This is a genomic window from Janthinobacterium sp. GW821-FHT03C10, from assembly GCF_059420865.1.
Window position 1 is genome coordinate 379,515 of record NZ_JBWKUN010000003.1, and the last position, 25,391, is coordinate 404,905.

The following is a 25,391-nucleotide window of genomic DNA, read 5'->3' on the forward strand; positions in this document are numbered from 1 at the left end:
CGGTGGTGCGCCATGGGGCCGGGGTGGCCTTGGCGCGGACTGATGCATCCAGCCTAGCACATCGCGCAGGAATGGCGCGCCGGATGCGCCTGCCGCAGGAGCGGATGGCGGCGTCTGCTACACTGCGCTCCACTTTTAGCTACGGAACCGCCATGACTTCCATCTCCCTGCCATACCGCGCCACCGCCTTTGACGCCTGCGCCTGGCTGGCGCAACAGACGGGCACCCCGTGGACCCTGGCGCGCCTGCTCGAGCAGGGCGGCTTGCCGTACGTCTGGCTCGACTACAGCGAGCAGTGGAGCGAGCTGTTCCATGACGGCGTGACGCGCTATGCGGCGCCCGTCGTGTTCATCGAGGACAAGCAGCACCTGGCCTCGGGCGCCGGCGACGTGTGGCTGCGTTTTACGCGCGACTCCAGTAATATTGCCATCGAACTCAAGGCGCCGGGACTGCGCGTGCCGCTGGGCGGCTTGCACTTCCAGGAGCGCGATCTCTTGCGTTTGCTCAAGGAACTCCAGCATCCGCAGCCGGCCGAAGCGGAGTCGGACAAGGCGCTCGTGGTCTTGCCCAGCGCCCTGAAGGGCCTGGGCCGCGAGCAGATTTTGACCGCCTTTGCCGGCGTGGGCAAGGTCGACCTGGACCAGGGACTCGCCAGCGGCGTGGGCATCTTCGGCGACGATGGCGCGCGCGTGCGCAAGAATTCGCGCGGCGGCAAGAACAGCCATTTGTGGCATCCGGTGACCCTGGCGTTCGGCTTGCACGACGTGCACCGCGTGCCGATGGCGCACCTGAAAAAGGCCTTCGCCACGCAACCGTTGCTGCGCGAGTGGAAGGCGGACTGGCTGGAATCGCTGCGCCTGCTGGGCGAGTGACCTTATAACTCGATGGGCGCGACGTCCGTGCCGATATCGGGCGCCGCGTAATGCATGCTGAAATACACGAAAGCGCCGATATTGAGGGCGACCGTGATCCAGAACACGATGCGGAACGAGCGCTTGCTCGACTTGTGGCGCAGCCATTGCTGGGCCAGCACGGCGCCCGGCCAGCCGCACAGCAGCCCCAGCAGGAGCAAGGTGCGCTCCGGGGTGCGCCAGCGGCCCCCTTTTGCGGCCGACTTGTCGATCGCATAGGCAACGAAACAGCTGAGGCTCAGCACGCCATATGCGAGGGCGACCAGGACGGGAATGTGGAAAAAGAACGTGGCCAGCAGATACAGGACGACAAAGAACACGATGACAAGGTAGGGCATAGGATGTGGTGGCTTGAACGAGGGCGTGAGTATCCCACACGGGGAGCGATGCCGCCGCCTAAAATAAACAGCCTTGCTCCGTATCGATGTGCACGGCGCGCCGGCGGGCGTGGCCCGTCTTCAGCGCTTCGCGGTCGCTGGACAGGGAAATGCCTTCCAGCGCCAACAGGGTTTCCTTGGCATGCAAGCCGCCCGCAAAGCCCGTCAGCTCGCCCGTGGCGCCGACGACGCGGTGGCAGGGGGCGATGATGGAAATGGGATTCTTGCCGTTGGCGGCGCCCACGGCGCGCACGGCGGCGGGACGGCCGATCTGGCGCGCGATCTCGCCATAGCTGCGCGTCTGGCCGTACGGTATCGTCAGCAGCGCGCGCCACACTTCCTGCTGAAACGGCGTGCCGGCAAAATCGAGCGGCACCTCAAAATGCTGGCGCGTGCCGGCAAAATATTCATCCAGCTGGCGCGCCGTTTCCTGCAGCACGGTGCAACCGTCATCGACGCGCAGCGCGCCCAGGCGCACGCGGTTCGGCTTGTCGTTTTCCCACAGGATGGCGGCCAGGGCTTCCCCGCGCGCCACCAGGGTCAGTTCGCCCACGGGCGAGGGCACCACGATGCAGTCGTATTCCATGTTCGTTCCTCGGTCAGATGGCGCCAGTGTAGCAGGATGGCGGCAGCCTGCGTATTGCGTGTAGGATAGTGTTTTATCGACATGGAGCACCGGCTTTGACGACGATCCCCACCTACGAGACCATCCGCGGCATTGCCCAGCGGCTGGTACGCGAACGCTATCCCACGGCCGTGGCGGCCATCATCGGCGGCTCGTTCGCCACGGGCCGGCAAACGCCTACTTCCGATATCGATTTGCTGCTGCTGTTCGAGCACGTCGATTGCGCCTGGCGCGATACCATCGTGGCCGAGGGGCGCACGGTGGAACTGTTCGCGCACGACGTGGCCACGTTCACGTATTTTTGCAAGGAAATGGATGCGCCCGGCGGCACGGTGCCGCTGGCGATGATGGTCGTCGAAGGGGAAAACATCGTCGCCGCCGGCGACGCCTACGCGCAGCTGCACGCGCTGGCGCACGCCTTCGTCACGGCCGGGCCGCCCGTGCTCGACGCGGAAAACCTGCAGCGCCGGCGCTACGCCATCACCACCGCGCTGGAAGACCTGGTCGACAGCACGCACCCGGGCGAGGCGCTGGCCGTCGCTTGCCAGCTGTACCAAGCGCTGGCCGACCTGCACTTGCGCGCGGCGGGGCAATGGAGCGGCGGCGGCAAGCACCTGTTCCGCCGCCTGCAGGCGGTCGATCCCGCGATCGCCGGGCAGATCGATGGCGCGCTGCGCCTAGTCGCCGCCGACTTGCCGGCCGGCCAGCGCGCGTTCGGGCAAGTCGCCGCCGCCGTGCTGGCGCCCGTGGGCGGTCCCTTGCTCGACGGCTTTACCCTGCCGGCGCCCGCGCACTGGCGCTGCGAACGGGGATGAGTCTTACTGCTGTGGCCAGCGCTGCGGATAATGCTGCTTGATGTAGTCGGCGACGGCTTTCACGTCGGCATAGCCGGCATTGCCGCGCCAGGCCGTGTACATGAAGCCGTTGACGCCCGTCACGCCATTGCTTTCCGCCTGCGCCAGCGCCTCCATCCAGGAATGCACATTGCCGGTTTCGAGGGCGCGGTCGTCATAATAGCCGGCGATCATTTGCCGATGCCCGAGGCCATGGAAGAATTCCAGCGATGCCTTGCGCTTGGCGGTTCCTTCATCGCTCCAGTTGACGATGATCGTCGTCGCTTTCAAGCCTAGCCATGAGTTGCTGAGGTCGCCGTTGACGGCCCAGTATTTCGGAATGGCGTTCATCTTCGGATCGAACATGTCATTCCACACATACAGTTCCAGATTCGGATACGCTTGCAGCAGGGTTTCCTGGTGTTTCTCGATCATGTTCGCCAGGTATTTGCCGGCTGTGATGTTGCCGCAGGCAGGATCCCAGTTGAGCACCCGATTTTCATCATAGTAGAGGAAGAATTTTGTCGGGGCGTCGAGCAGACCGTGGATATTGTCGTAATATTGTTTCTGGATATCGAAGAATTTCTGATAGCAGGCGCTGGCCGGCGTACCCCACATGGCCGTCATGTTCTGCGCCGACTGATAGGCCGATACGCGCAGGAGGGCACCTTCGCCGATGCTGCTTTGCGCGGGAAGGCTTAGCGCTTCCGTGTCGACGACATAATCGAGCGATTCCACATATGTGATGCTGCCGTCTTCCGACTTGACCGTGACGGGCAAGGTCGCGGGATTGCGCCGTATCGTATGGGCCAGGCCGATCTGTTTGATTTCCAGATCATCGAGCCAGACGGTCCCGGCCTGCAGCAGATTCGCCTTCCAGCTGCCTATGTACAAATATGTCAGGGGATTGTTCCCCGTATTGAAGTCCAGATTATATTGTTTCCAATCCTGCGTGCTGGCCAGCGTGTTGCCGCTGCCATTCCAGGCGCCATTCTGCGTACCCCATCCCAGCCCGGCGCTGGCATTCGAGTACATGGGGGCCTTTGCCGTGGGGTCGGTAATTTGTATCCTGAAGGCGGCATCGGGATGATAGTCTTCAGTCTTGACCCAGAACGATGCGCGGTAGGCGGTATTCGGGCGCAAATTGTTTAACTTGCGGTGCAAACGGGCCATATTGCTGTCCCCAGCCTTGCTGAATTTAATCGAGCGCTGGCCCGTGTGCGCGACCGTATTGTCGACAACGCTGTTGCCTACCGTTTTTTCAAACAATTCCCATGCCGGGCTGTTGTTTTCAAAACCGGGATCGTCGATGACCGACATGCCGACAGGCACCGCGCGCCTGCCTTGCACGATGAACGGCGTATCGATGGTCGGCAAGGCCTCGATCAAGTCGGGCGCGGCGCTAACGGGGACTTCCGGACCGCCGCCGACCGGTATCAATTCGATGCCGTTATCCTTGGCCGCTTGTAGCACCAGGGCGAAATTGGGGAAGTAATTCGGATATCTGGCCGCCGTGGCGGGATTGAGCATGGCTACATAGGACCCGCTGCCACCCGCATTGAGCGCGATGCCGTTATAGCCTTCTGCCTTGGCCAGATGTATCAGTTCGATGACTTTGTTGAAACTGGCATCAGCTGTGGAAGCTGCCGCCGTAATATTGCCGCCGTAATAAATCCAGCGTTTTTCAAAGCAGTTCGTGCAAGGTGGCGTCGCCCCGTTTGCGGAAACCAGGGGCAGTACGCTGGCGCATAACGTCGCCAGCGCCGTCCAGATAATCGTCTCTTTCATCTTCATCAGATATCCCTGTTTTAAATTTTTGATAATATCAAAAAATTATCAACGTGGGCACGTCTGCAGGATGATTGCCGGCTATTTCTATTCCATATCAATGCATGCGCTATCGCGCAAGCCATTGCCATTCAAGGCACGGCGGGCACGGCGGACAGGGCCGCATCCGCCGTGCCGGCGATGCTGCTACGATTCTTTAAAACGCCGTGCGCACGGCCAGGCTGATGTTGCGCGGTTCGCCCCAGAAGACGCCGTCGAAGAAGCCCACGTTGCGGTAGTACTTTTTATCGAGCAAGTTATTCACGTTCAGCTGTACGCTGGCGTGGCGGTTGATGGCATAGCTGGCCATGGCGTTGACCAGTGCATAGCCCGCTTGCGGGATGTTGGTGATGGTTCCCGATGGCGGACGGCCGTACCACGATTCGCTGTAGGTGGCGCTTTGCGCCGTCATGCTGGCGCCCGCCCTCAGGCCAGCCAGGCGGCCGTCGAAGCGGTAGCTGGTGGCCAGGCGCAGCAAATGGCGCGGCTGCGTGGTGGCGGCGCGGCGGCCATCGGCCTCGGCCGCGTGCAGATAGGTATAGCCGCCGCTCGCTTCCCAGGCGGGAGTCAACTGGCCGGAGACGTCGAATTCCACGCCCTTGGCCGTCACGCCCTTGCCATTGGCCACCATGGCCTGGCCGCCGTCGGGCAGCAGGAAGCCGGGCGGCACGCTGCGGTCGAGTTCCGCCAGGTTCTTTTTCTTCGTGTGGAACAGGGCGGCCGACGCATTCAGCTTGCCCTCATAAAATTCGCCCTTGATACCCAGTTCCGCATTGTCGCCCGTTTCCGGCGGCAGGAACTTGTTGTTGCGGTCCTTGCTCGTTTGCGGGTTGAACAGCTGCGTGAAGCTGGCATACGCGGAATATTGCTTGTTGATATCGAACACGGCGCCCACGTAGGGCGTGACTTCATTGCGCGTTTCGGCAAAGTCGCTATTGTCCGTGTGCACGCCCCGCGTATCGTAGTTGCGCGTATCCGTGCGGTAAGTGCTGCTGCGCGCGCCGATGATCAGGTGCAGCGGGTCGGCCAGGCTCAAGCGCGTGGCCACGTAGCCGCCCGCCAGGCGCGTCACGGTTTCCGTGTGCGAGCCGTCCGGATGAAACACGGGGCGGGGAATGTTGCCCGTCCAGCTGCGGTAATCGGGGACGAAGTTCGGGTAATTGATTTCCGCCTCGCCGCCCAGCGAGCGGGCGCGCTGGTTGCCGCCGTTCCAGCCGGCGATGGCCGTATGCTTGCGCCCCAGCAAGGTGAAGGGGCCGCTGGCGTAGACGTCGAAATTGTCGCCCGTGTTCTTGCCCGGGCCATAGGCGCCCGTCCACAGACGCATGCCTTCGCCCGTGGCCGGGTCGGGATGACCCGCGCCCGCATAGGCGACGGTGGTGCGGTTCGTGCTTTCCGTGCGCGCATAACCGAGATGCAGATTCCAGTTGCCGGGCAGGTGCTGGTCCAGCGAGGTGAAGATGGTGTGCTGCTTGTTGGCCCAGGTGCTCCATGGCGTCGTGAGGCTGGTGTTGCGCGGCAAGTTCGCCAGGCTGCCATCCGCATTCCAGTAGGGCACGGCGCCCCAGGTGGCGCCCGTGGGCTTGTTGTCCTGGAAGTCGACGCCCGCCGTCAGCAGGGTGCCGGGGCGCACGTCCGCCTCGACGATGAGCATGCCGACCGTCTTGCGTTCGTGATACATGTCCAGGTAGGAATCGCGTTTTTGCCAGGCCAGGGCCGTGCGCGCGCGCACGCTGCCATCGGCGTTGAGCGGCGTGGAGAGGTCGGCCTCGACGCGCTGATCATCCCAGCGTCCCATGATGAGACCGGCGCTGGCCTGGAATTCCTTCCCCGGCCGCTTGCGTATCATGTTGATGGTGGCCGACGGGTCGCCCGTGCCACCCATCAGGCCGGTGGCGCCGCGCACGACCTCGATGCGGTCGTACAAAATCGTGTCTTGCAGCGGCGCATTGCCGCCGCGCGCCATGCCGTCGATCTGGATATTGTTGATGCCGAAGCCGCGCGCATAAAACGTCGTGCGCTCCGTGTCGTTCTGGCCCACCTGGATGCCCGTCGTCTGCGCCAGCGCCTGGTCCAGCCGCACGGCGCCCAGGTCGTCGAGCAGCTGGCGCGTGATGACGCTGACCGACTGCGGCGTCTCGCGCAGCGACAGGTCCATGCGCGTGGCGCTGCGGGCTTCGCCAGCCGTGTACGACTGCGTGCCTTCCGTGGTGGCCATTGACTGGCCCAGCACGGTGACGGCGGGCATGGTCACGTCAGCCGGGGCGGCGTCGGCGGCCAGTGCGGGCAGGGCCACGCCAGCGGCAAGGGTGAGCAGACTGATGTGTAGTAGATGGGGCAGGGGGCGCAAGGCGGGCAGGCGCGAAGAAGAGAGGACGGTGGTCGATTGCATTATTTTCCTGGTGTATTTTTAGTCGTGAGGGTTCCTATCTCGTCTGGCGAGTGGCGCAGTGGCTGGGGGGATGGCGTGACGCTGGCCCGGGATCTGGCTCGGATAGCAGTTCCGCCCGCGCATGGCGGCGGAAAGGTCGTGCATGATTCCAGTCATGATTTGTGAATAAGAATCATTATCAATATAATGGGTATTTGCCAAATAATCAAGCGCGCGCACCAAAATAGTGCAGGCGGCGGAGCGCAGGCAGCCCAAGGGCGGCGCATCGTCCGGCCTTCTGCGATAATGCAGGCGCTGACAAAATATTTTCCTTAATGAAAGAAATGCATGCGTACATGGATCGCCTGTGCCGGATGGTTGTGTGTCGTGTCGCTGGGCCAGGCCCAGGAACACGCGCCGCCGGCCGTGCCCGCGCCGCTGCAGAGCGCCAGCGCGCCGCCCGCCGCCGCAGTCGTTCCGCCCCCCCTTGCGCCGGCCACGCCCGCTGCGCCAGCGCCGGCGGTGAGCGCAGAGGAAGCCCTGCCATCGCAGACGGTGACGATCACGGCCAGCAGCGACGCCAAGGCGCCGCGGGTGCGTTTCACGGCTTACCGCGACAGTTATCTGACGGCCCGGAAAGTGTGGCAAGTGTCGAGCGGCAGCGTGGTCATGGCCCTGCGCCTGATTCCTGCCAAGCTGAGCGCCACCATCGACGACGTGCGCGTGGCCTTGCAAGGCAATGGCGCCCCCGTGCCGGTCAAGGTGTCGGCCGGCGGCGTGTTTGTCGTGCCGCTCAACGATGATATCGCCGCGCAGGATGGCACGTTTTTGGTGAACAAGGGCAGGGGCGAACTGACGGCCAATATCGTGCTGCAGCCGTCCGTGGCGCGCGATGCCTGGAACGTCACGCGCGTGGGGCAAGTCCTGCACGACGCCCGCCGTGCCGTGCGGGCCATTACGCCGTGGTACAAGCGGCCGTTCGCCAGCGACGTGCAAGCGCTGGCCTTTTGCGCGGCCGAGCGGGGCAGCGCCTTGCAGTTGATGGATGGCGAACAGCTGATCGCCACCCTGCCCATGAACGAGGCGGCCGTCAACGACATCAACCAGCCCGTGTTTTGCAAGATTTTCGACGGCGAAGACAAATATCCGGGACACTACCGCGTGGTCTTGCCCGAGCAGGCGACGGTGCTGTTGCTGTAATTAACTGCTAGTTAGGCTGGCGCTGCACCAGTTCCAGCGCCGCCGCCAGGGCCAGGTCCATGGTGGCCTGGTGGAAGATCAGCCATTGCGGCAACAGCGACAGCGCATGGCGCCCCTGTTCCAGGTCGCCTTCATCAACGGCGGCCCAGGCATGGTGCAAGCCGCTGAGCACGCGCGCATGCTGTTCGCGGTGATTCGCCAGCGAGGGAAAGCCGATTTGTTCCATCAAATCCTCTTCCTCGCGGAAATCGCGTTCGACTGCCGCAATCAACTCGCGGAACGCCACGCTGAAATGCTGGTCGCTCAACTGCCCCAGCCGCGCCAGCTCCTGAAACAGCGCCTCATGCGCCTCGTCGATGACGGGAACGCCCAGCGCCATCTCATCCTTCCAATGCGAGTTACCCATGCCGATACCCCCGGTTAAGTCCGTCGCGGTGCGAAGCGGACTGTTCCAGTGTGGACGCAGCGAAGGGCGAAATCCATGATCTGGATCAAAGTATGCTGAAGAGGGGATCAGGAAAGCCGCCGGCGAAGAGAACAAATTCCCACCCGCAACAAAGCGGTTTTTAACGCTGAACACCACTAGCGGGCGCCGCTGAAAAACGCCGCCGGCAAGGCGTCTTTGACGCAGACAGTACGCTAGTACGGCAAGTCAAAGCAACGCAGCCAGCGGCGCGCTTGTTCAACTGCCCTCAGCCGCGCGTATTACTGCTTGGGCCAGTGGGCCCACATGCCCTGCGCATCCACATTCGGCACCTGCATCTGCTGCCCGGCCGACGTCTGCATCGCATCCCTCAGCACGAGGGGCACGAGCATCAGGGCCGACAAGGCAAGGCAGAGCAGCACTTTGAGCGTCAACATGGTCGTCTCCCGGTGTCCCGGCGGCGGCGCGGGGATGCGGCGCCTGCCGGTCACTTCTTGTGTACTACCATGCTTGCAGTTTAGTTCATCTGATTGAAACTTCAACTAGCTGCTGTGATGCACTGCACCAGTTGCCGATCGTGACGGCTCTTATTTTGCCTTGCGGCTGCGCCGTGGCTTGCCCGCGGGAGGCAGGAAGGAATCGAACCACACTTGCGTCAATTGCCGCGTATTTTTCGCCGCCTCGCGCTTGACGGCGGCCGTCGCATGGCCGCGCGCCGTGTTGGCGATGCGGTTGGCGGCGCTCAGGTACATGCTCATCCAGGGGTTTTTCATGGCTAGCCTCGCAGACAGTGGGTGGGGCGGCGCGCATGTTGCCATGCCGCGATGCCCCCACTGTAGTCCGATGGCTGGCCATGACCGTGCGCCTGCCCACATAGCCGGGCGGTGCCGGCGGCGGGCTGATGCAGATCAATACACGTCGCGGCGGTAGCGTCCGGCCGCCAGCAGGGCGTCGAGGCCGTCCTGGCCCAGCACTTCTTGCAGTACAGCATCGATTCCCGTCGCCATGCCTTGCAGGCTGCCGCACACGTAGACGATGGCGCCTTGCGCCAGCCAGCCGCGCAGCTCGCCGACGTTGGCGCGCAGGCGGTCCTGCACGTATTCGCGTTTGCCGCCATCGTTGCCGTCGCGCGAAAAGACCAGGTCCAGGCGCGCCAGGTGGCCAGCGTCCAGCCAGCCTTGCAACTCTTCGCCACAGACGCTGTCAAAAGCTTGCTGGCGCTCGCCGAACAGCAGCCAGTTGCGGGCCAGCCCCGCCCGCTGGCGCGCGCGCAGGTGTGCCCGCAGGCCGGCCAGGCCGGAACCGTTGCCGATATAAATGCAGGGCACGTCGACCAGGGCGGGCGCGAAGGCAGGATTGGCTTGCAGGCGCAGGCGGATGGGACTGCCCAGCGGCGCGAAGCGCGTGAGCCAGCCGGAACAGACGCCGTAGCCCCCGTTTTCGCCGCCCGCGTGGCGTTCCTGGCGCACCAGCAATTGCAGTTCGCCATCGGACGGCAGCGACGCGAGCGAATAGCTGCGCGGCGCATGCGGGGCTTTGTGCTCACCTTGCGCGTCGCCCTCACTGCCATCCGCGTTGCACCCGATGATTTCCGCCAGCGCGCCCGCTTCCCAGCTGGCATCGACCGGACCCGTCAAGGTGATTTCATGCAGTTCGCCGCCCAGGCTGCCCGGGTTCAGCAGCACGCGGCGCGCCAGGCGCCACTCTGCATACGATGCCTCTTCCTGCACGCCGATGGCATCGATGGCGCTGCCGCTGCAGCGGGCCAGCGCTTGCGACCAGGCGGCCAGGGCGGCGGGATCGTGCTTGTCCACTTCGATCAGCGGAAACATAGGCGTGGCGCCCAGCGCCTGCAATTGTTGCGCCAGCGCATGGCCAAAGCCGCAGAAGGCGCTGTAGTGGCGGTCGCCCAGGGCCAGCATGCCGAAGTCCAGGCCCGCCAGCGGCGCACCCGGGGTGGCTTGCAGCAGGCGCGCGAAGCGGCGCGTGCCGTCCGGCGCCTCGCCTTCGCCAAAGGTGCTGGCGACGATCAGTGCCCGTTCATACTGGCGCAATTGCGCGGGATCAAGCTGCTCCAGCGACTGCACGTCGACGGCCACGCCCGCCTGCTGGAGGGCGCGCGCGCTTGCCAAAGCCAGGCGCTCGGCCTGTCCCGACTGGCTGGCGTAGGCCACCAGGGTGGGCAAGTCCGTGTCCGTCTTGCCCGGCGCGCCGGCGCCCAGCAGCGCGCGCTGCGCCTGCACGGCCCGCTTGGCCTTGCGGCGGCCCAGGTACAGCATCCAGCCCGTGACGGCAAACAGGGGCAGGCCCAGGCTGGCCAGGGTGACGATGATGCGGCCGGGCAAGCCAAAATACGTGCCCATGTGCAGCGGATAAATGATGTTGACGAGGCGCGGCCCCAGCGCCTGCTGGCTGTACGGCTCGTTTTCTGTGCGCGTGCCGTCGGCCGGCGCAATGCTCATGCGGCTGCGCGCCCGTTCGTGCGGCGCATCGCTGGCCAGCCACGTGAATTGCACGGCTTCGCCGGGGCGCACGGGCAGGCGCACCGTGGCCAGGGTCCAGCCGGGGGCGTGCCGCTGGAAGCTGCTCCAGGCCAGACTGACGTCGACGGGCGGTGCATCTTTCTTAGCTGAACCCTTTTTCGCGGGCGCCTGCGCCGTGCGCGGGGGCTTGCCGGCCCAGGCGTCGATATTGTCGCGCACTACGTCATAGCTCCAGTAAATGCCCGTCAGGGTCAGCGCCACATAGACGACCAGGCACCAGGTGCCGGCCACGGCGTGCAGATTCCACAGGAAGGGGCGGCCTTTTAATGCAGGATCGAAGGTCAGCCACGTGCGCCAGTCCAGCGGGCGGCGGGGCCAGCGCAGGTACAGGCCGGAGAGTGCCAGGCCCAGCAGGCACAGGGCCAGCGCGCCCGCCACTTGCCGGCCCGGATCGCGCGGCAGCAGCAGCCAGCGGTGCAGCGATTCCGTCCACTCGAAAAATGCCGCGCCCGCCAGCGCCGGCTGGGTGGCGCCCGTGTACGGGTGCAGATAAATGGACTCGCCGCGCCGCTGGCCGTTTTTCGGCGCGAAGAACAGCCGCGGCGCGGTGCCCGCTTCCGCATACACGGTGACCGAGGCGACGCGCTGGCCGTGTTCGGCCGCGGCGATGCTGGCGAGCTGGGCCGGCGTCAGCGGGGCGCGCGTTTCCACGGGAACATGGCGCACGCCGGGGTTCATGACATCGAGCAGTTCATCCTTGAAGGCCAGGGTGGCGCCGCTCAGGCCGATGATTACCAGCACCGTGCCGGCCGTGATGCCGATGAACCAGTGTAATTGAAACCACAGTTGCTTCCAGTTCCAGTGCCAGCGCCGTTGTTGCGCGACGGCGGCAAGCTGGCGCCGCTGGCCGGTTTCCGGCGCCTCATCGGCGCCGGTGCGCGGCAGGGAGTGTGGCAGGGAGGAGGTCGTCATGGCGGCTTTCGATAGCGCCGCCATGCGGCGCGTCAGGCATGGCGGGGAAGAAGGAAGGCTGACATAGTAACGCAAACGAGAATCATTCGTAAATGATGGCGCCCTATTTTCGCGGGACGGGCCCCATCCACGTTTGCCTGATCGGGCCCTATAGGCGCTACAATAGGGATACTGTTCACTAGTTCCCATTGCTGCCATGACCACTTCCACACCGAATCTCGTCGTCACCCCGTCCGCCCACCCCTTGTCCGACGCCGCGCGCGCCGCGCGCATGGTCAATCCCGCCTTCGGCCGCATCTTCACGGACCACATGGTGGTGATTCCTTACCGCGACGGCAAGTGGCAGCAGGGCGAACTGAAGGCTTACGGCCCGCTGATGCTGGACCCGTCCGCGTCGTCGCTGCACTACGGCCAGGCCATCTTCGAAGGTTATAAAGCGTTTGCCCAGCCCGATGGCAGCATCAAGACTTTCCGTCCGGAACAGAATGCCGAGCGCTTCAACCGCAGCGCCGCGCGCCTGGCCATGCCGGCCATTCCCGTCGAGCTGTTCCTGGAAGCGGGCGACGCGCTGATCGCGCAAGACCGCAACTGGGTGCCGAAGAACACGGGCGAGAGCCTGTACATGCGTCCGCTGATGATCGCCACCGACCCTTACCTGGGCGTGCGCCCGTCGGAAGAATACCTGTTCGTGCTGTTCGCCTCGCCGGCCGGCGCCTACTTCCCGAAAGGCGTGAAACCCGTCACCGTGTGGATCAGCGAAGACTTCGTGCGCGCCGCGCCGGGCGGCACGGGTGAAGCCAAGTGCGCGGGCAACTACGCGGCCAGCCTGATGGCCCAGTCGCAAGCGCAGGAGAAGGGCTGCGACCAGGTCGTGTGGCTCGACGCCGTGCACCGCGAGTTCATCGAGGAAATGGGCGGCATGAATCTGTTCTTCGTCTACAAGGATGGCGAGAAGATCACTGTCGTGACGCCGGAATTGACGGGCACCTTGCTGCCAGGCATTACCCGCCGCAGCCTGCTGGAAATGGCGAAAGACCTCGGCTATGCGACGGAAGAGCGTAAATTGTCCGTCCAGCAATGGCGCGACGACATCGCCTCGGGTCGCATGACCGAAGTGTTCGCCTGCGGCACGGCCGCCGTCATCACGCCCGTGGGCGTGGCCAAGGCCAACGGCTTTGAAATGACCATCAACAACAATGAAAACGGCGCCGTCACCCTGGCCCTGCGCGAAGCCCTGCTGGGTCTGCAGCATGGCACGGCACCGGATACGCATGGCTGGATGCATACCGTCTGCTAAGTTGATGGTGTAATTTCACTACCGCGCCGGCACCCAGTTGCCGGCGTTTTTATATCTTGAAGGAAATACGATGAAAATTCGCTCTATCCTGCCTGCCTTGGCCGCCGTTTTCCTCAGCCTGTCGGCCGGTGCCGTCCACGCGGCCGATGCCGCCTGCGCCATTCCCCGCAACGTCAGCTACTACGATTACGACGTCAAGCCGTCGGACGAGAAAAATACCTGCTACAAGCAAAGCACGAACGTGCCCACCGATTACTTCATGCTGGCACTGTCGTGGTCGCCCGGCTTTTGCGACAGCCAGCGCCGCCGTGGCGCAGTGTCGAAGAAGGCCGCCTTCCAGTGCGCCGAGAGCAACCACTTCGGCTGGATCGTGCATGGCTTGTGGGCGCAGTCGGCCAATCCGGCCACCTGCGAAGACATTTCAGTGACGCCGCCGCGCAGGACGGAACTGCATCCGCGCTATTGCAAGGGCAATTTGCCGAAGCTGGCGCCGTCGGACATTTTGCCGTACATGTGCATGCAGCCCGGCGAAGCCTTGCTGCAGGGCGAATGGGAAAAGCATGGCGCCTGCGATTTCGATACGGCCAAGCAGTATTTCGAAAAGGAACGCGAACTGTTCCAGGCCTTGAAGTTGCCGGACGGCACCATGCCGAAAAACGAACTGTTCCAGTGGATGAAGCAGCACAACCCGCAGCTGAAGGGCCGCTGGCTCGGCTATGAAAAGCACTCGGGCGAGTTGCGCATCTGTTATTCGAAAGATTTTAAAGTGATCGACTGCCAGAAGTAAGCTTGCCAGTCCTGCAGGTTTCTTACATACATGTTAGTGTATTGTCCGGATCAGCAAGATGAACAGGTAGTGTATTTATGCAGCAGCGGCACACGCAACCCGTCATGGTTGGCGAGGACGGCTTGCCGCCCGGCGCCCGTTTATGGGCCATGCTGGCGCTGGCCATCGGCGTGGGCATGGCCTCGCTCGATACGGCGATCGCCAACACGGCCTTGCCCGCCATCGCCAGCGAGCTGCACACGACGCCGGCCGCCTCCGTCTGGATCGTGAATGTCTACCAGCTGGCCATGGTGGCGACCTTGCTGCCGTTTTCCGCCCTCGGCGAAATCGCCGGCTACCGGCGGGTGTTTATCTCCGGCATGTTTTTATTTACTTTGGCCTCGCTCGCCTGCGCACTGGCCTGGTCCTTGCCTTCGCTGGTGGCGGCGCGCCTGTTCCAGGGCGTGGGCGCCAGCGCCATGATGAGCGTCAACACGGCGCTGCTGCGCGCCCTGTACCCGAAACATTTGCTCGGCCGCGCGTTCGGCAACAATGCGCTGGTGGTGGCTGTCGCGTTCGCCATCGGGCCCACGGCCGCCTCGCTGATTTTGGCGACGGCCTCGTGGCCATGGCTGTTCGCCATCAATGTGCCGCTGGGCGTGGCCGGCTTTTTCCTCGCCAGCCGCATGCTGCCGGCGACAAAACTGTCCGGCCACACGCTCGATGCGCGCACGGCCCTGTACAACGTTGGCGCCTTCGGCTTGCTCATCTTGCTGTTCGGCGACGCGGCCCATCACGCGTCCAGCGCCGTCCTGCTGGCGGAACTGGTGGCCGTGGTGATCTTTTTTATGTTGCTGCTGCGCCGCCAGGCGGGACATGCGGCGCCGATGCTGCCGATCGACCTGTTCCGCCGTCCCCTGTTCTTGCTGTCGTCGCTGACGGCCATCTGCACGTTTGCCGCGCAGGGGCTGGCGTTTGTTTCTCTGCCATTCTATTTTGAAGTGACCCTGGGCCGCTCGCCCGTCGAGACGGGTTTTCTGATGACGCCGTGGGCCGTGCTGGTGGCCGTGATGGCGCCCGTGGCCGGACGGCTGAGCGACCGTTATTCGCCGGGCGTGCTGGGCGGCATCGGCCTGGCGGCGCTGGCGGGCGGCTTGCTGACCCTGGTGTGGATACCGACGCACCCGAGCGCGTTCGACATCGGCTGGCGCATGGCGCTGTGTGGCATCGGCTTCGGCTTTTTCCAGGCGCCCAATCTGAAAGCCATCATGGGCAGCGCGCCGCCCGAGCGGGCCGGCGGCGCCAGCGGCGTGGTAGCCACCTCGCGTTTGATCGGCCAAGCGACGGGCGCGGCGCTGGTCGCGTATTGCTTCACGGTGTCGGCCAGCCGGGGCACGACGTATGCGCTGTGCCTGGCGGCAGGGTTCGCCGCCGTGGCCAGCATCGCCAGCTTTGCGCGCCTGGCGGTGGCGCAGCCGGCGTGGCTGTCGGGCAAGGGCAGTTAATTTATCACAAGAATCAGACGTCGATGGCCTTGTCCGAGTGCATGCGCTTGCGCAATTCGAACTTCTGGATCTTGCCCGTTGACGTGCGGGGCAGGGGGCCGAAATATATGGCTTTCGGCACCTTGAAGCCGGCCAGGTTGTTCTTGCAGAAGGCGATCAATTCCGCTTCCGTCACCGTTGCGCCTTCGCGCAGTTCGACAAACGCGCACGGCGTCTCGCCCCATTTCTCGTCGGGCTGGGCGATGACGGCGGCGGCCAGCACTTGCGGGTGGTGGTACAGCGCATCTTCCACTTCCACGCTGGAAATGTTCTCGCCGCCGGAAATGATGATGTCCTTGCTGCGGTCCTTCAGCTTGATGTAGCCGTCCGGATACATGACACCGAGGTCGCCCGTGTGGAACCAGCCGCCCGCGAACGCTTCCTGTGTCGCCTTTTCATTTTTTAAGTAACCCTTCATGCAGATGTTGCCACGGAACATGATCTCGCCGATCTGTTCGCCATCGGCCGCCACGGGCTGCATGGTTTCCGGGTCGAGCACGGCAACGGCGCTTTGCAAGTGGTAGCGCACGCCCTGGCGCGATTTGAGTACGGCGCGCTCTTCCTGGCTCAGGGCTGCCCACTCGTCCTGCTCGGCGCAGATGGCGGCCGGGCCATACACTTCCGTCAAGCCATACGAGTGGATCAAGTCAAAGCCCATGGCTTCGATCTTCGCCACCATGGCCGCCGGCGGCGGCGCGCCGGCCACCATGCCGCGCACGGTCCAGGCTATGCCCTCGCGCCAGTTGGCGGGCGCGTTGGCCAGGGCCGCATGCACGATGGGCGCTGCGCAATAGTGGGTGATGCGCAATTCGCGCATCAGGTCGAACACGAGCTTCGGCTCGAACTTGCGCAGGCACACGTTGACGCCCGCGCGGGCGGCCACGGTCCACGGGAAGCACCAGCCGTTGCAGTGGAACATCGGCAAGGTCCATAAATACACGGCATGCTTGGGCATGTCCCATTCCAAGATGTTCGACAGGGCATTCAAGGCCGCGCCGCGGTGGTGGTAGACCACGCCTTTCGGGTCGCCCGTGGTGCCGGATGTGTAGTTGAGGGCGATGGCATCCCACTCGTCCGCAGGCGGCTGCCAGTCGTAATCGGGGTCGCCGCCGGCCAGCAAGGTTTCGTAGTCGAGGTCTGAAAACGCGTCCACTTCCGGTCCCAGCACGTCGTTGACCTGGATCACGCGCAAGCCGGGAATCTGCGCCGCCATCTGGCGTGCCAGCTCGGAAAATTCCGTGTCGGCCAGCAAGACTTTCGCCTGGCCGTGGCGCAGCATGAAGGTCAGCGAGGCCAGGTCGAGGCGGATATTGAGCGCATTGAGGACGGCGCCGGCCATGGGGACGCCAAAGCTCGCTTCTACCATGGCGGGCGTGTTCGGCAGCATCACGGCCACCGTGTCGCCCGTGCCCACGCCCAGCTTGATCAGGCTTGACGCCAGGCGGCGCGTGCGCGCATACGTTTCGCGCCACGTCTGGCGCAGGCTGCCATGTGCAATTGCCAGGCGATTGCCATATACTGCGGCTGCCCTGGCGATATAGTCGAGCGGGGTGAGGGCGGCGTAGTTGGCGCTGTTTTTGCCGAGGCCCGTGTTGAAATCAGCAGTCATGCTTGTCTCCTGTTAAATAAAATTCTGCAGCTCCCTGTTTCGGGATTGATAGGGGTGAGCATAGCACCGGCGCTGGAAAATCACTGTCATCTTAGTGACAAGTCTGAAGGATGGAATGGACAGCAACGATAGTGTAGACCTTGCAATGCCGGAACTCGACAGCCACGACTGGTTCCCGGCGCTCGACGCGCGGCATCAGACTCTGTTGCGCGCCGGCAGCGTGCTCCGGCATTTCGAGGCGGGCGCCTTCATCACGCGGCGCGGCGAACCGTCGGCGCACTGGATCGGCGTGCACACGGGCTTGATCAAGCTGGCCGTCTACAACGCCGATGGGCGCGGCGCCACGTTTTCCGGCGTGCCGGCCGGCGGCTGGTGCGGCGAGGGCAGCGTGCTCAAGCGCGAACTGCGCCGCTATGACGTGGTGGCCGTGCGCGCGTCGAGCATCCTCCTCGTGCCGGTGGAACTGTTTCATTTGCTGCTGGCCGAGAGCCTCTCCTTCAATGCCTTCGTCATCCGCCAGCTGAACGAGCGCATGGGCCAATTCATCGCCACCATCCAGAACCAGCGCCTGCTGGCCGTCGACGCCCAGGTGGCGCAAGCGATCGCGCAGCTGTTCCACCCCATGTTATACCCGCGCACTTCCAGCGTGCTTGAGCTGTCGCAGGAAGAAATCGGCTTGCTGACCGGCATTTCGCGCCAGCGGGTGAACCAGGCGCTGGGCCATCTGGCCGAGCTCAAGCTGATCAGCATCGCCTACCAATCGATCCGCGTCGTCGACCTCGATGGCTTGCGCCGCTATGGCGTGGCGTCGCTGTGATGACAGACTGGGCGCGCGATGTGTGGCATGCTGGCGGCTGGCTTAAGACATTGAATTGACGCATGGCACTCGTTTCCGATCATCCTCTGCACTTGCTGGGCTTGCGCTTTCCGCTCCGGCTGCGCGTCACCGTGCGCCAGGGTTTTGTCACCTTGCATAATGAAATCGCCACCAAGAAACTGGCCAGCGGTGACAGCTTCGTCGTGCCCGCCTTCTTGCGCTTCGCCTGCGACGTGATGCCGGGGCGGGGCAAGCCGGCCGTGTTTACACTGGCGCTGGAAGGCGATGAGCCCGATGGCGGCCACGGCGGCGGCAAGCGCTGGAGTCAGGCGCTGGCGCAGCACATCTTTGATACGCCGCAAGGCAAATGGACGGCGGCCCGGCTGGCGGCCCTGTGGCAAGTGACGCCGCACAAGGCGCGCGCGCGCCTGTTTGCCGAGGGTGAGGCATTGCTCAGCCTGGTGCGCGAACAGCGTTTGGCGCACGCGCTGCACACGGCGGCGCAAGCGGACGCCGAGGGCGAGCACGGCGAGCGCGACCTGGCGCAAGTGGCGGCCGGCTCCGGCTTTGCCTCGATCCCCGCGTTTTGCGACGCCTGCGTGGACGTGGCCGGCGTGCGCCCCAGCCTGTTCCTGCGCGGCCAGGCAGGTACGGCTGTGCAACGCGATAGCCAGACTCCGTTATAATCGGAGCCATGGGATCTTTATTGAAACGCAAACAGTGGCACATGTGGTTCGCCTGCCTGGCGATACTGCTCAATGCGCTGTCGCCGTCCCTGTCGTATGCGTTTGCCTCGCTGCACGCGAACGCGAACAATGCCGCCGTCGAGATCTGCTCGGCCAGCGGCGCCGTCTACACGCAAGCGGACCTGGCGCCGGCCGCCAAGTCCACCACCGATTCCGTGCTGCACCACATCGAGCACTGCCCGTTCTGCATGAGCCATGCGGGCAGCGTCGGCTTGCCGCCGTCCTCATCCTCGCCGCTGGCCGTCATCGCGGGCCACGACGCCTATCCGCCATTGTTTTACCAGGCGCCCAAAGCGCCGTTCGCGTGGCTGGCCGCCAGCCCGCGCGGTCCCCCATCGGCCGCCTGAGCGCAGCAATCATACCTTCCACGTCTTAACCGTATCTACAACGCCCATCGGGCCAGAATGCCATGAAACGTCGTCTTTTCCTTCTCGCCGGCACGGCGGGATTGCTCACGCTTGCCGCTTGCGAGCCAGCGCCGAAACCCCATTACAACGGCCTCGACTTGACGGGGGGCGATTACAAGCCCGACTTCACGTTGAGCGGCCCCGACGGCAAGGTCTACACCCTGGCCGACTTCAAGGGCAAGTATGTGATGGTCTTCTTTGGCTTCACGCAATGTCCGGACGTGTGCCCGACGGCCCTGTCGCGCGCGCTGGAAATCCGCCAGAAACTGGGCGCCGATGCCGACAAGCTGCAAGTGCTCTTCATCAGCATCGACCCCGAACGCGATACGCCCGAGTTGCTGGGCGAGTACATGCGCGCCTTCGACCCCAGCTTCCTCGGCTTGCGCACGGACCCGAAGAACACGGCGCAGACGGCCTTCAATTACAAGGTCTTCTACCGCCGCGTGCCGAGTGGCAGCTCGTACACGATGGATCACACGGCCATCAGCTATGTGCTCGATAACGAGGGGCGCATGCGCCTGGGTTTGAAACACCAGCTGACGGGCGACGAGTGCGTGCAGGACATCAAGACCCTGATGAAATCGAAATACACCTTATAACTACCGAGGAAATGATCATGACCCATCTGAAAACCCTGCTGGCCACGGCCCTGACCGTGCTGTCCTTCTCCGCCGCTGCCCAGACTTCCGTGCAGATCACCGACCCGTGGGTGCGCGCCACCGTGCCGCAGCAAAAAGCCACGGGCGCCTTCATGCAGATCACGGCGCCGAAAACCATGCGTTTGCTGGAAGTGCGCTCGCCCGTGGCGGGCGTGGCGGAAATCCATGAAATGAGCATGGCGGACAATATGATGCGCATGCGCCAGATCAAGGAAATCGCCTTGCCTGCCGGCAAAGCCGTCGAGCTGAAGCCGGGCGGCTACCACGTGATGCTGCTGGACCTGAAAAGCCAGGTGAAGGCAGGCGACAAGATCCCGCTCACCCTGGTCGTCGAAGGCGAGGACAAGCACCGCGAAACCATCGAAGTCCATGCCGTGGCGCGTCCGCTGGGCGCCACCGGCATGCCGGCGATGAAGCACTAAGCCTGCCGCTGTCCCTTGAAAAGCCCGGTTCGCCGGGCTTTTTTGCGCCCGCCTGAAAGTTAAACGGCTGTTTGATATAATGCCGCAGAATATTAAACAGTTGTTTAAATGATGGGAATGGCATGAAGCAAGAAAAGGAAAGCGAAAAAGAAAACGAACCGGCGCGCGCGCGCATCCTGCAGGCGGCGGCCCAGCTGTTTGCCGACGAAGGCTACAAGGTCGCGTCCGTGCGCAAGATCTGCGAGGCGGCCAAGGTGAACGTGGCGATGGTCAATTATTATTTTCATAGCAAGGAAGCGCTGCACCTGGCCGCCTTCGACTACGCGCGCGCGCTGGCGCAAGCTTCGGCCGCCGACGTGGCGGCCGCCAGCGCGCGGGCGCAGTTGCCGCCCGTGGAACAGTTGCGCCTGGCTATCGAGGCGCTCGTCTCCGACATGCTGCGCTCGGGCTCGGCATCGCTGTTCAGCCGCCTGGTGGCGCGCGAGCTGATCGAACCGACGGCTGCCATCCACAAGCTGGCCGAACGCCATGTGCGCCCGCAGCACGCCTTGTTCACGGGCTTGATCCGCGGCGTGGTGGGCGCGGCCATGCCGGATGACGTGGTGCAGAAATGCGTGTTCAGCGTGATCGGCCAGGCCGTGTTCTATGCCCGTTCGCGCATCGTGCATGAACTGGTGGTGCCGGAGATCACCTATGACGAGGCGGGCACCGCCAGCATCGCGCGCCACATCGCGCAATTTTCGCTGGCGGCCCTCGACGGCATGCGCCGTCAATATGCCGTGCAGGCGGACGCATGACGGCGCGCAAGCTGACCCTGGTGCTGGCCGGGCTGGCCATGCTGGGCCCGTTCGCCACCGATACCTTCCTGCCGTCGTTTCCCGCGATCGGCACGCATTTCGACGTCAGCAGCGTGCTGGTGCAGCAGACCCTGAGCGTCTATCTGGCCGCCTATGCCTTCATGACCTTGTTCTACGGTACCTTGTCCGACTCGTTCGGCCGCCGTCCCGTAATCCTGGCATCCCTGCTGATCTTTGCCGCCGGCTCCATCGGCGCCGCGTTCGCGCCCAGCTTTGGCTGGCTGCTGTTTTTCCGCGGCATGCAGGGCGCGTCGGCCGGGGCGGGCAGGGTGATCGGGCAAGCCGTCGTGCGCGACAGTTTAGCTGGCGCGGCCGCACAAAAGATGCTGGCCAACATCATGATGGTGTTCGGCATCGCGCCCGCCATCGCGCCCATCATCGGCGGCTGGCTGCACGTGGCCTATGGCTGGCAATCCACGTTCGTGTTCACCTTTTCCGTCACCGTGCTGCTGGCGCTCGCCTGCCTGAAAGGCTTGCCGGAAAGTTTAGCCGTCGAGCAACGCCAACCCTTCCACCCGGCCAACATCGCGCGCAATTACTGGCTGGCCTTGCGCCACCGGGCATTCCTGCTGCGTTCGCTGGCCGTGGCCTTCGCCTTTGGCGGCTTCGCCCTGTACATCGCCTCGGCCCCGCATTTCATCTTGGAATTGCTGCGCTTGCCGGAAACGGCCTTCGGCTGGATGTTCATCCCCATGGTGGCCGGTTTGGTGCTGGGCTCGGCGCTGTCTGGCAAGCTGGCCCATACGGTGAAAAGCGCCGTACTGGTGCGCTGGGGCTTGCTGGCCATGGCGGCCACGGGGGCGATCAATATCGCTTACAACCACTGGTTCGCGGCCGGCATCCCGTTCGCCGTCGTGCCCGTGATGCTGTACGCGTTCGGCATGTCGCTGGCCTTGCCGGGCATGACCATGTCCACGCTCGACATTTTCCCGCAGATGCGGGGCCTGGCCGCGTCCCTGCAGAATTTCGTGCAAATGCTGGTGTTCGCGCTGGTGTCCGGTTTTGTCGCACCGTTGCTGTTCGACAGCACGTTTAAATTGGCGCTGGGACAGGCTTCGGCCGTCGCGCTGGCCGCCGCGTTCTGGTGGCTGGGCAGCCCTCAGGTGACGGGGCAGGGCGTGGCTGGAGTTGTTAAAACAGTATGACAGGCCCCGGAAAAGGATGGCATGCTTCCTGCTTTGTTACACTGTGACAATCAGACCCTGCCGCGGGCGGCACAGCACGCGGCAGGGTCTAAGCAGTTTTGCAACTTTACCTTTGGCTATCATGCACTTGATTAACTCCAGTTTGAACCACGCCTTGCGCGTGCCGCTGGCCGCGGAAATCCACTCGCGGCCGTTCTTGCAGCTCGATGCTCCCGAGCTGATCACCCATCTTGCCGTTTATAAAGATGACAGCGCGGCGCCCGGCGCGTCGAATATGGCGGCCCAGCACGCCACTCTGGCGGCCCTGTGCACGCATTTCGGCGTCACGCCGCCCGCTGCCGAAGCCAAGTATTTTTATTACGACTTCGGCCGCTTCCGCCTGAAATGGGAATGCCACACGGAATTTGCCACGTTTACCTTCGCCGAGCATCCGGGCGCGGCCTTGCCGCTGGAGCAGGCGTTCGAACGCATGCCCCTGGAACAGTTGCCGCAGCAATGGCTGGTGGGCTTGAAGGGCAAGCTGATGGTGGCCGCCCACGTGGTGCTGGAACAGGCGACGGAGCCGGCCGAAATCTTCATGCAAGGCTTGTCGCGCGTGTTCGAGGGCAATACCCTGGCCGGCAGCAAGGTGCTGCAGGGCGGCGAATTATGGACGGATTTCACCATCCAGTCCGACGGCTTCAGCCGTTTCGTCATCCGCGACGCGGGCATGCGCTCGCAGCAGTCGGGCCGGCTGGTGCAGCGCGTGCTGGAAATCGAAACCTACCGCATGATGGCCTTGTTGGGCTTGCCCTACGCCATGCAGGCGGCGCCGTCCCTGAATGCCATCGAGAATGAATTGGCCACCCTGGCCGCCGCCATGGTCGACACGGACGATGCGCCGGGTCTGGTCAAGGCCGACGAGGGCGTGGCCGAGCAAACCTTGCTGGACCGCATCACGCGCCTGGCGGCCCGCATAGAAAAGCTGTCACTCGACAATAGCTACCGTTTTTCCGCCTCGAAAGCCTACATGGGCCTCGTCAAGGCGCGCATCGACGAGTTGCGCGAAGTGCGCATCGAAGGCATTCCGACGGTCGAGGAATTCATGGACCGCCGTTTGACGCCCGCCATGAACACGTGCGAAGCGATGGCCAGCCGCCAGGAAGCGATGGCGCAGCGCATTGCCAACACGAACGATTTGCTGCGCACGCGCGTGGGTATCGTGCAGGAATTGCAGAACCGGCAAATCCTGCAATCGATGAACGCCCGCGCGGCGCAGCAGCTGCGCCTGCAGCAAGCGGTGGAAGGCTTGTCCGTGGCGGCCATTTCCTACTACGTGATCGGCCTGTTCAGCTACACGGGCAAGGCGGCCAAGGTGATGGGGCTGCCCGTGAATCCGGAAATCCTCGTCGGCGCCCTGGTGCCGTTCGTGGCGGCCGCCGTCTGGCTGGGCTTGCGGCGCATGCACCACAAGCTGCACGCGGACTGAGCCGTGTAAGCAGCTTTGCGGCTCCGGCGGTGCGTACGCCGCGCGCCGCCAATCTTTGCTATCGTGCTGGCCTCATTGTTTGCTACAAGGAAATCAGCGTGCTTGCCAAGGTTGGAGATATCTATAGTGTGTTTTCGCACAGGCTGCAGCAGTATGTGGCTTGCCAGGTCACGGCCATCGACGATGCTGCGTCCGGCAGCCCCCCGCTGGCCGCCATTTTGCAGCTGGACTGGACGGGCGACGCCTTGCCCGATGCGCACGCCGTGCAGGCGATGCGCCCCCTGGTGTGCGATTACTATTTCTGGAACAAGCGCCACGACCACAGCTTTGCCAGCGCGACGGTGCCGCGCCATTACACCCTGGTGGCTAATGTCGCGCCGCTGGTCGAGACGGCAGTGAAAAGCTACAGCGGCGGCTGGCACATGGGCGACAGCGTCTGGCGCCAGCGCCGCTGGGAGCAGGTCGACCCGGCCAGGCGCCAGCGCTTCAAGGCGGCGTCGAGCGAGGAAGTGATGGTCGGCGGCCAGGCCGTGCGCCAGAAGACGAGCCGCATCGGCGACGATATCCTGCAGGCGATCAGCGACTTGTCCGAACTGGACCAGCTGCCTTGCCTGACGACCATCGAGACGCGCCACGGCAGCGCGGCGCTGGCCGCCTACATCAACGGCAACCCCATCATCAACGAAGTGCACTGGCAATCCTCGACGGAGGGCGAACTCGACTTGCGCAACAGCAATGTCAGCCGCCTCGCCGTGCATGGTGCAGGCTTGCGCTCGCTGCGCCTGAACGAGGGTTTGAGCACCCTGATACTGAATGGCGCGCCGTCGTCCGCGCTGCGTATCGACGCCCCGCATGCGGGGCGCTTCCTGCGCCTGCAGTTGTCCGGTGCGCTGGCGCCATTCCATGGCCTCGACCAGCTGGCGCGCCTGTCGCTGAGCGCCATGCCGGCCGTGGATTTCGACATGGTGGCGCAGCGTTTTCCCTTGCTGACGGACCTGACCGTGTGGGGCAAGCCGGGGCTGGCGTCGAACCTCGCCAGCATTGCCAGACTGGACCGTTTGCGCTCCTTCACCGCGTATGAACTGTTCGGCTACGGTGCCGACGACTTCCCCGCGCCGGCGCAGTTGCCGGCCTTGTCCAGCCTGTGTCTGGCCAGCCTGCCGGCCGACGCCGCCAAGGCCATCAAGGCCAGCTATAAAAAGGCGGCGGCGCTGGGTCTGGACCTGTCCGTGACGCGGCCGCGCAAGCCGGAATGGCTGGCGGAAAACCTGGATAACCCGTTCCGCGACTGGGATGGCCGCGAACACATTGCGGCGGCGTATGCCAAAAAAGCCGCGCAGGCGTACAAGAAGCTGCTGGCGACGGCGCGCACGCTCGACGGCGCGAACGATGGCGGGACGGCGCAAGCCATGGCGCAGGAGATGGTCACTGCCTATGTCGGCGTGTTCAACCAGATAGAGCGGCGTTCCAGCGTCATCGAGACGGTGGAGCGCGATGAAATCTATGTGGCGCTGGAGCAGGTGCTGACGCAGGTGCCGCTGCCGGATGTGGCGGCGCTGTATGCCTTGTTTGACCGCTTGCGCGATTTTTAGTCAGGCATGCGCTAGAAAAAAAGTTCTAGACATGAAGTT

General features: G+C 64.1%; 24 protein-coding genes. 15 read left to right on the plus strand and 9 right to left on the minus strand.

Annotated elements, in window-relative coordinates; translation table 11 throughout:
- Window positions 1–152 precede the first annotated feature (152 nt).
- Complete coding sequence (locus AC07VH_RS12910) at window positions 153–872, plus strand: hypothetical protein (protein ID WP_494788095.1); 720 nt, start codon at window positions 153–155, stop codon at window positions 870–872.
- A gap of 2 nt (window positions 873–874) precedes the next feature.
- Here the strand turns inward: AC07VH_RS12910 and AC07VH_RS12915 are convergent, their stop codons facing one another.
- Together AC07VH_RS12915 and AC07VH_RS12920 are read right to left on the minus strand one after the other, a co-directional pair.
- On the minus strand, window positions 875–1,249 hold the full coding sequence (locus AC07VH_RS12915) for a DUF1294 domain-containing protein (RefSeq protein ID WP_475416191.1): 375 nt from the start codon (window positions 1,247–1,249) through the stop codon (window positions 875–877).
- Between the two features lie 58 nt (window positions 1,250–1,307).
- Entirely contained in the window at window positions 1,308–1,874 is a 567-nt protein-coding gene (locus AC07VH_RS12920; protein WP_494788096.1) for a methylated-DNA--[protein]-cysteine S-methyltransferase, read from the minus strand.
- A gap of 95 nt (window positions 1,875–1,969) precedes the next feature.
- On the opposite strand from AC07VH_RS12920, the gene AC07VH_RS12925 reads away from it, so the two are divergent.
- Window positions 1,970–2,728 (plus strand): nucleotidyltransferase domain-containing protein, encoded by a 759-nt coding sequence (locus tag AC07VH_RS12925; protein WP_494788097.1) that lies wholly within the window; start codon window positions 1,970–1,972, stop codon window positions 2,726–2,728.
- A gap of 3 nt (window positions 2,729–2,731) precedes the next feature.
- Here AC07VH_RS12925 and AC07VH_RS12930 read toward each other — a convergent pair whose 3' ends face one another.
- Window positions 2,732–4,540, minus strand: a complete 1,809-nt coding sequence (locus tag AC07VH_RS12930) for a carbohydrate binding domain-containing protein (protein WP_489627970.1) — start codon at window positions 4,538–4,540, stop codon at window positions 2,732–2,734.
- A 190-nt stretch (window positions 4,541–4,730) separates the two neighbouring features.
- Window positions 4,731–6,965: a TonB-dependent siderophore receptor gene (locus tag AC07VH_RS12935; protein WP_494788098.1), complete on the minus strand. Its 2,235-nt coding sequence runs from the start codon at window positions 6,963–6,965 to the stop codon at window positions 4,731–4,733.
- A gap of 327 nt (window positions 6,966–7,292) precedes the next feature.
- Between AC07VH_RS12935 and AC07VH_RS12940 the strand changes: the two genes are divergently transcribed.
- Window positions 7,293–8,144 (plus strand): hypothetical protein, encoded by an 852-nt coding sequence (locus AC07VH_RS12940; protein WP_475416933.1) that lies wholly within the window; start codon window positions 7,293–7,295, stop codon window positions 8,142–8,144.
- 7 nt (window positions 8,145–8,151) lie between these two features.
- Here the strand turns inward: AC07VH_RS12940 and AC07VH_RS12945 are convergent, their stop codons facing one another.
- The 4 genes from AC07VH_RS12945 to AC07VH_RS12960 all read right to left on the minus strand — a co-directional run bounded on the left by AC07VH_RS12945 (window position 8,152) and on the right by AC07VH_RS12960 (window position 12,023).
- Window positions 8,152–8,550: a bacteriohemerythrin gene (locus AC07VH_RS12945; RefSeq protein ID WP_475416932.1), complete on the minus strand. Its 399-nt coding sequence runs from the start codon at window positions 8,548–8,550 to the stop codon at window positions 8,152–8,154.
- Between the two features lie 299 nt (window positions 8,551–8,849).
- A complete protein-coding gene (locus AC07VH_RS12950) occupies window positions 8,850–9,005 on the minus strand; it encodes a hypothetical protein (RefSeq protein ID WP_175445243.1) in 156 nt (51 codons plus the stop codon).
- A 150-nt stretch (window positions 9,006–9,155) separates the two neighbouring features.
- Window positions 9,156–9,341: a hypothetical protein gene (locus tag AC07VH_RS12955; protein WP_219136259.1), complete on the minus strand. Its 186-nt coding sequence runs from the start codon at window positions 9,339–9,341 to the stop codon at window positions 9,156–9,158.
- Window positions 9,342–9,476: 135 nt separating this feature from the next.
- A complete protein-coding gene (locus AC07VH_RS12960) occupies window positions 9,477–12,023 on the minus strand; it encodes a PepSY domain-containing protein (RefSeq protein ID WP_494788099.1) in 2,547 nt (848 codons plus the stop codon).
- A 196-nt stretch (window positions 12,024–12,219) separates the two neighbouring features.
- Here AC07VH_RS12960 and AC07VH_RS12965 point away from each other — a divergent pair, with 196 nt between their 5' ends.
- From AC07VH_RS12965 to AC07VH_RS12975, 3 genes are all read left to right on the plus strand, one after another.
- The gene (locus AC07VH_RS12965; protein ID WP_494788100.1) at window positions 12,220–13,320 is read left to right on the plus strand and encodes a branched-chain amino acid aminotransferase; all 1,101 of its coding nucleotides are present in this window, start codon (window positions 12,220–12,222) and stop codon (window positions 13,318–13,320) included.
- A gap of 70 nt (window positions 13,321–13,390) precedes the next feature.
- Window positions 13,391–14,107 carry a ribonuclease T2 family protein gene (locus AC07VH_RS12970; protein ID WP_489627963.1) on the plus strand — a complete coding sequence of 239 codons (717 nt, stop codon included), beginning with the start codon at window positions 13,391–13,393 and terminating at the stop codon, window positions 14,105–14,107.
- Window positions 14,108–14,184: 77 nt separating this feature from the next.
- Window positions 14,185–15,591 (plus strand): MFS transporter, encoded by a 1,407-nt coding sequence (locus AC07VH_RS12975; RefSeq protein ID WP_494788101.1) that lies wholly within the window; start codon window positions 14,185–14,187, stop codon window positions 15,589–15,591.
- Window positions 15,592–15,604: 13 nt separating this feature from the next.
- Here the strand turns inward: AC07VH_RS12975 and AC07VH_RS12980 are convergent, their stop codons facing one another.
- On the minus strand, window positions 15,605–17,239 hold the full coding sequence (locus AC07VH_RS12980) for an acyl-CoA synthetase (protein WP_494788102.1): 1,635 nt from the start codon (window positions 17,237–17,239) through the stop codon (window positions 15,605–15,607).
- A 115-nt stretch (window positions 17,240–17,354) separates the two neighbouring features.
- Here AC07VH_RS12980 and AC07VH_RS12985 point away from each other — a divergent pair, with 115 nt between their 5' ends.
- From AC07VH_RS12985 to AC07VH_RS13025, 9 genes are all read left to right on the plus strand, one after another.
- Window positions 17,355–18,056 carry a Crp/Fnr family transcriptional regulator gene (locus tag AC07VH_RS12985; protein WP_494788103.1) on the plus strand — a complete coding sequence of 234 codons (702 nt, stop codon included), beginning with the start codon at window positions 17,355–17,357 and terminating at the stop codon, window positions 18,054–18,056.
- Between the two features lie 62 nt (window positions 18,057–18,118).
- Window positions 18,119–18,742: a helix-turn-helix transcriptional regulator gene (locus AC07VH_RS12990; protein WP_475416926.1), complete on the plus strand. Its 624-nt coding sequence runs from the start codon at window positions 18,119–18,121 to the stop codon at window positions 18,740–18,742.
- 20 nt (window positions 18,743–18,762) lie between these two features.
- On the plus strand, window positions 18,763–19,149 hold the full coding sequence (locus AC07VH_RS12995; protein WP_475416925.1) for a DUF2946 domain-containing protein: 387 nt from the start codon (window positions 18,763–18,765) through the stop codon (window positions 19,147–19,149).
- Window positions 19,150–19,211: 62 nt separating this feature from the next.
- A complete protein-coding gene (locus AC07VH_RS13000; RefSeq protein WP_475416924.1) occupies window positions 19,212–19,808 on the plus strand; it encodes an SCO family protein in 597 nt (198 codons plus the stop codon).
- Window positions 19,809–19,825: 17 nt separating this feature from the next.
- Entirely contained in the window at window positions 19,826–20,290 is a 465-nt protein-coding gene (locus AC07VH_RS13005; protein WP_489627957.1) for a copper chaperone PCu(A)C, read from the plus strand.
- 122 nt (window positions 20,291–20,412) lie between these two features.
- Window positions 20,413–21,087 carry a CerR family C-terminal domain-containing protein gene (locus AC07VH_RS13010; protein WP_494788104.1) on the plus strand — a complete coding sequence of 225 codons (675 nt, stop codon included), beginning with the start codon at window positions 20,413–20,415 and terminating at the stop codon, window positions 21,085–21,087.
- Window positions 21,084–22,292, plus strand: a complete 1,209-nt coding sequence (locus AC07VH_RS13015; RefSeq protein ID WP_494788105.1) for a multidrug effflux MFS transporter — start codon at window positions 21,084–21,086, stop codon at window positions 22,290–22,292. Before AC07VH_RS13010 ends, AC07VH_RS13015 begins: the two co-directional genes overlap by 4 nt.
- A 121-nt stretch (window positions 22,293–22,413) precedes the next feature.
- Window positions 22,414–23,760, plus strand: coding sequence for a DUF3422 family protein (locus tag AC07VH_RS13020; protein WP_494788106.1), 1,347 nt, complete (start codon window positions 22,414–22,416; stop codon window positions 23,758–23,760).
- A 98-nt stretch (window positions 23,761–23,858) separates the two neighbouring features.
- Window positions 23,859–25,352, plus strand: coding sequence for a hypothetical protein (locus AC07VH_RS13025; protein WP_494788107.1), 1,494 nt, complete (start codon window positions 23,859–23,861; stop codon window positions 25,350–25,352).
- The last annotated feature ends 39 nt before the right edge of the window (window positions 25,353–25,391 follow it).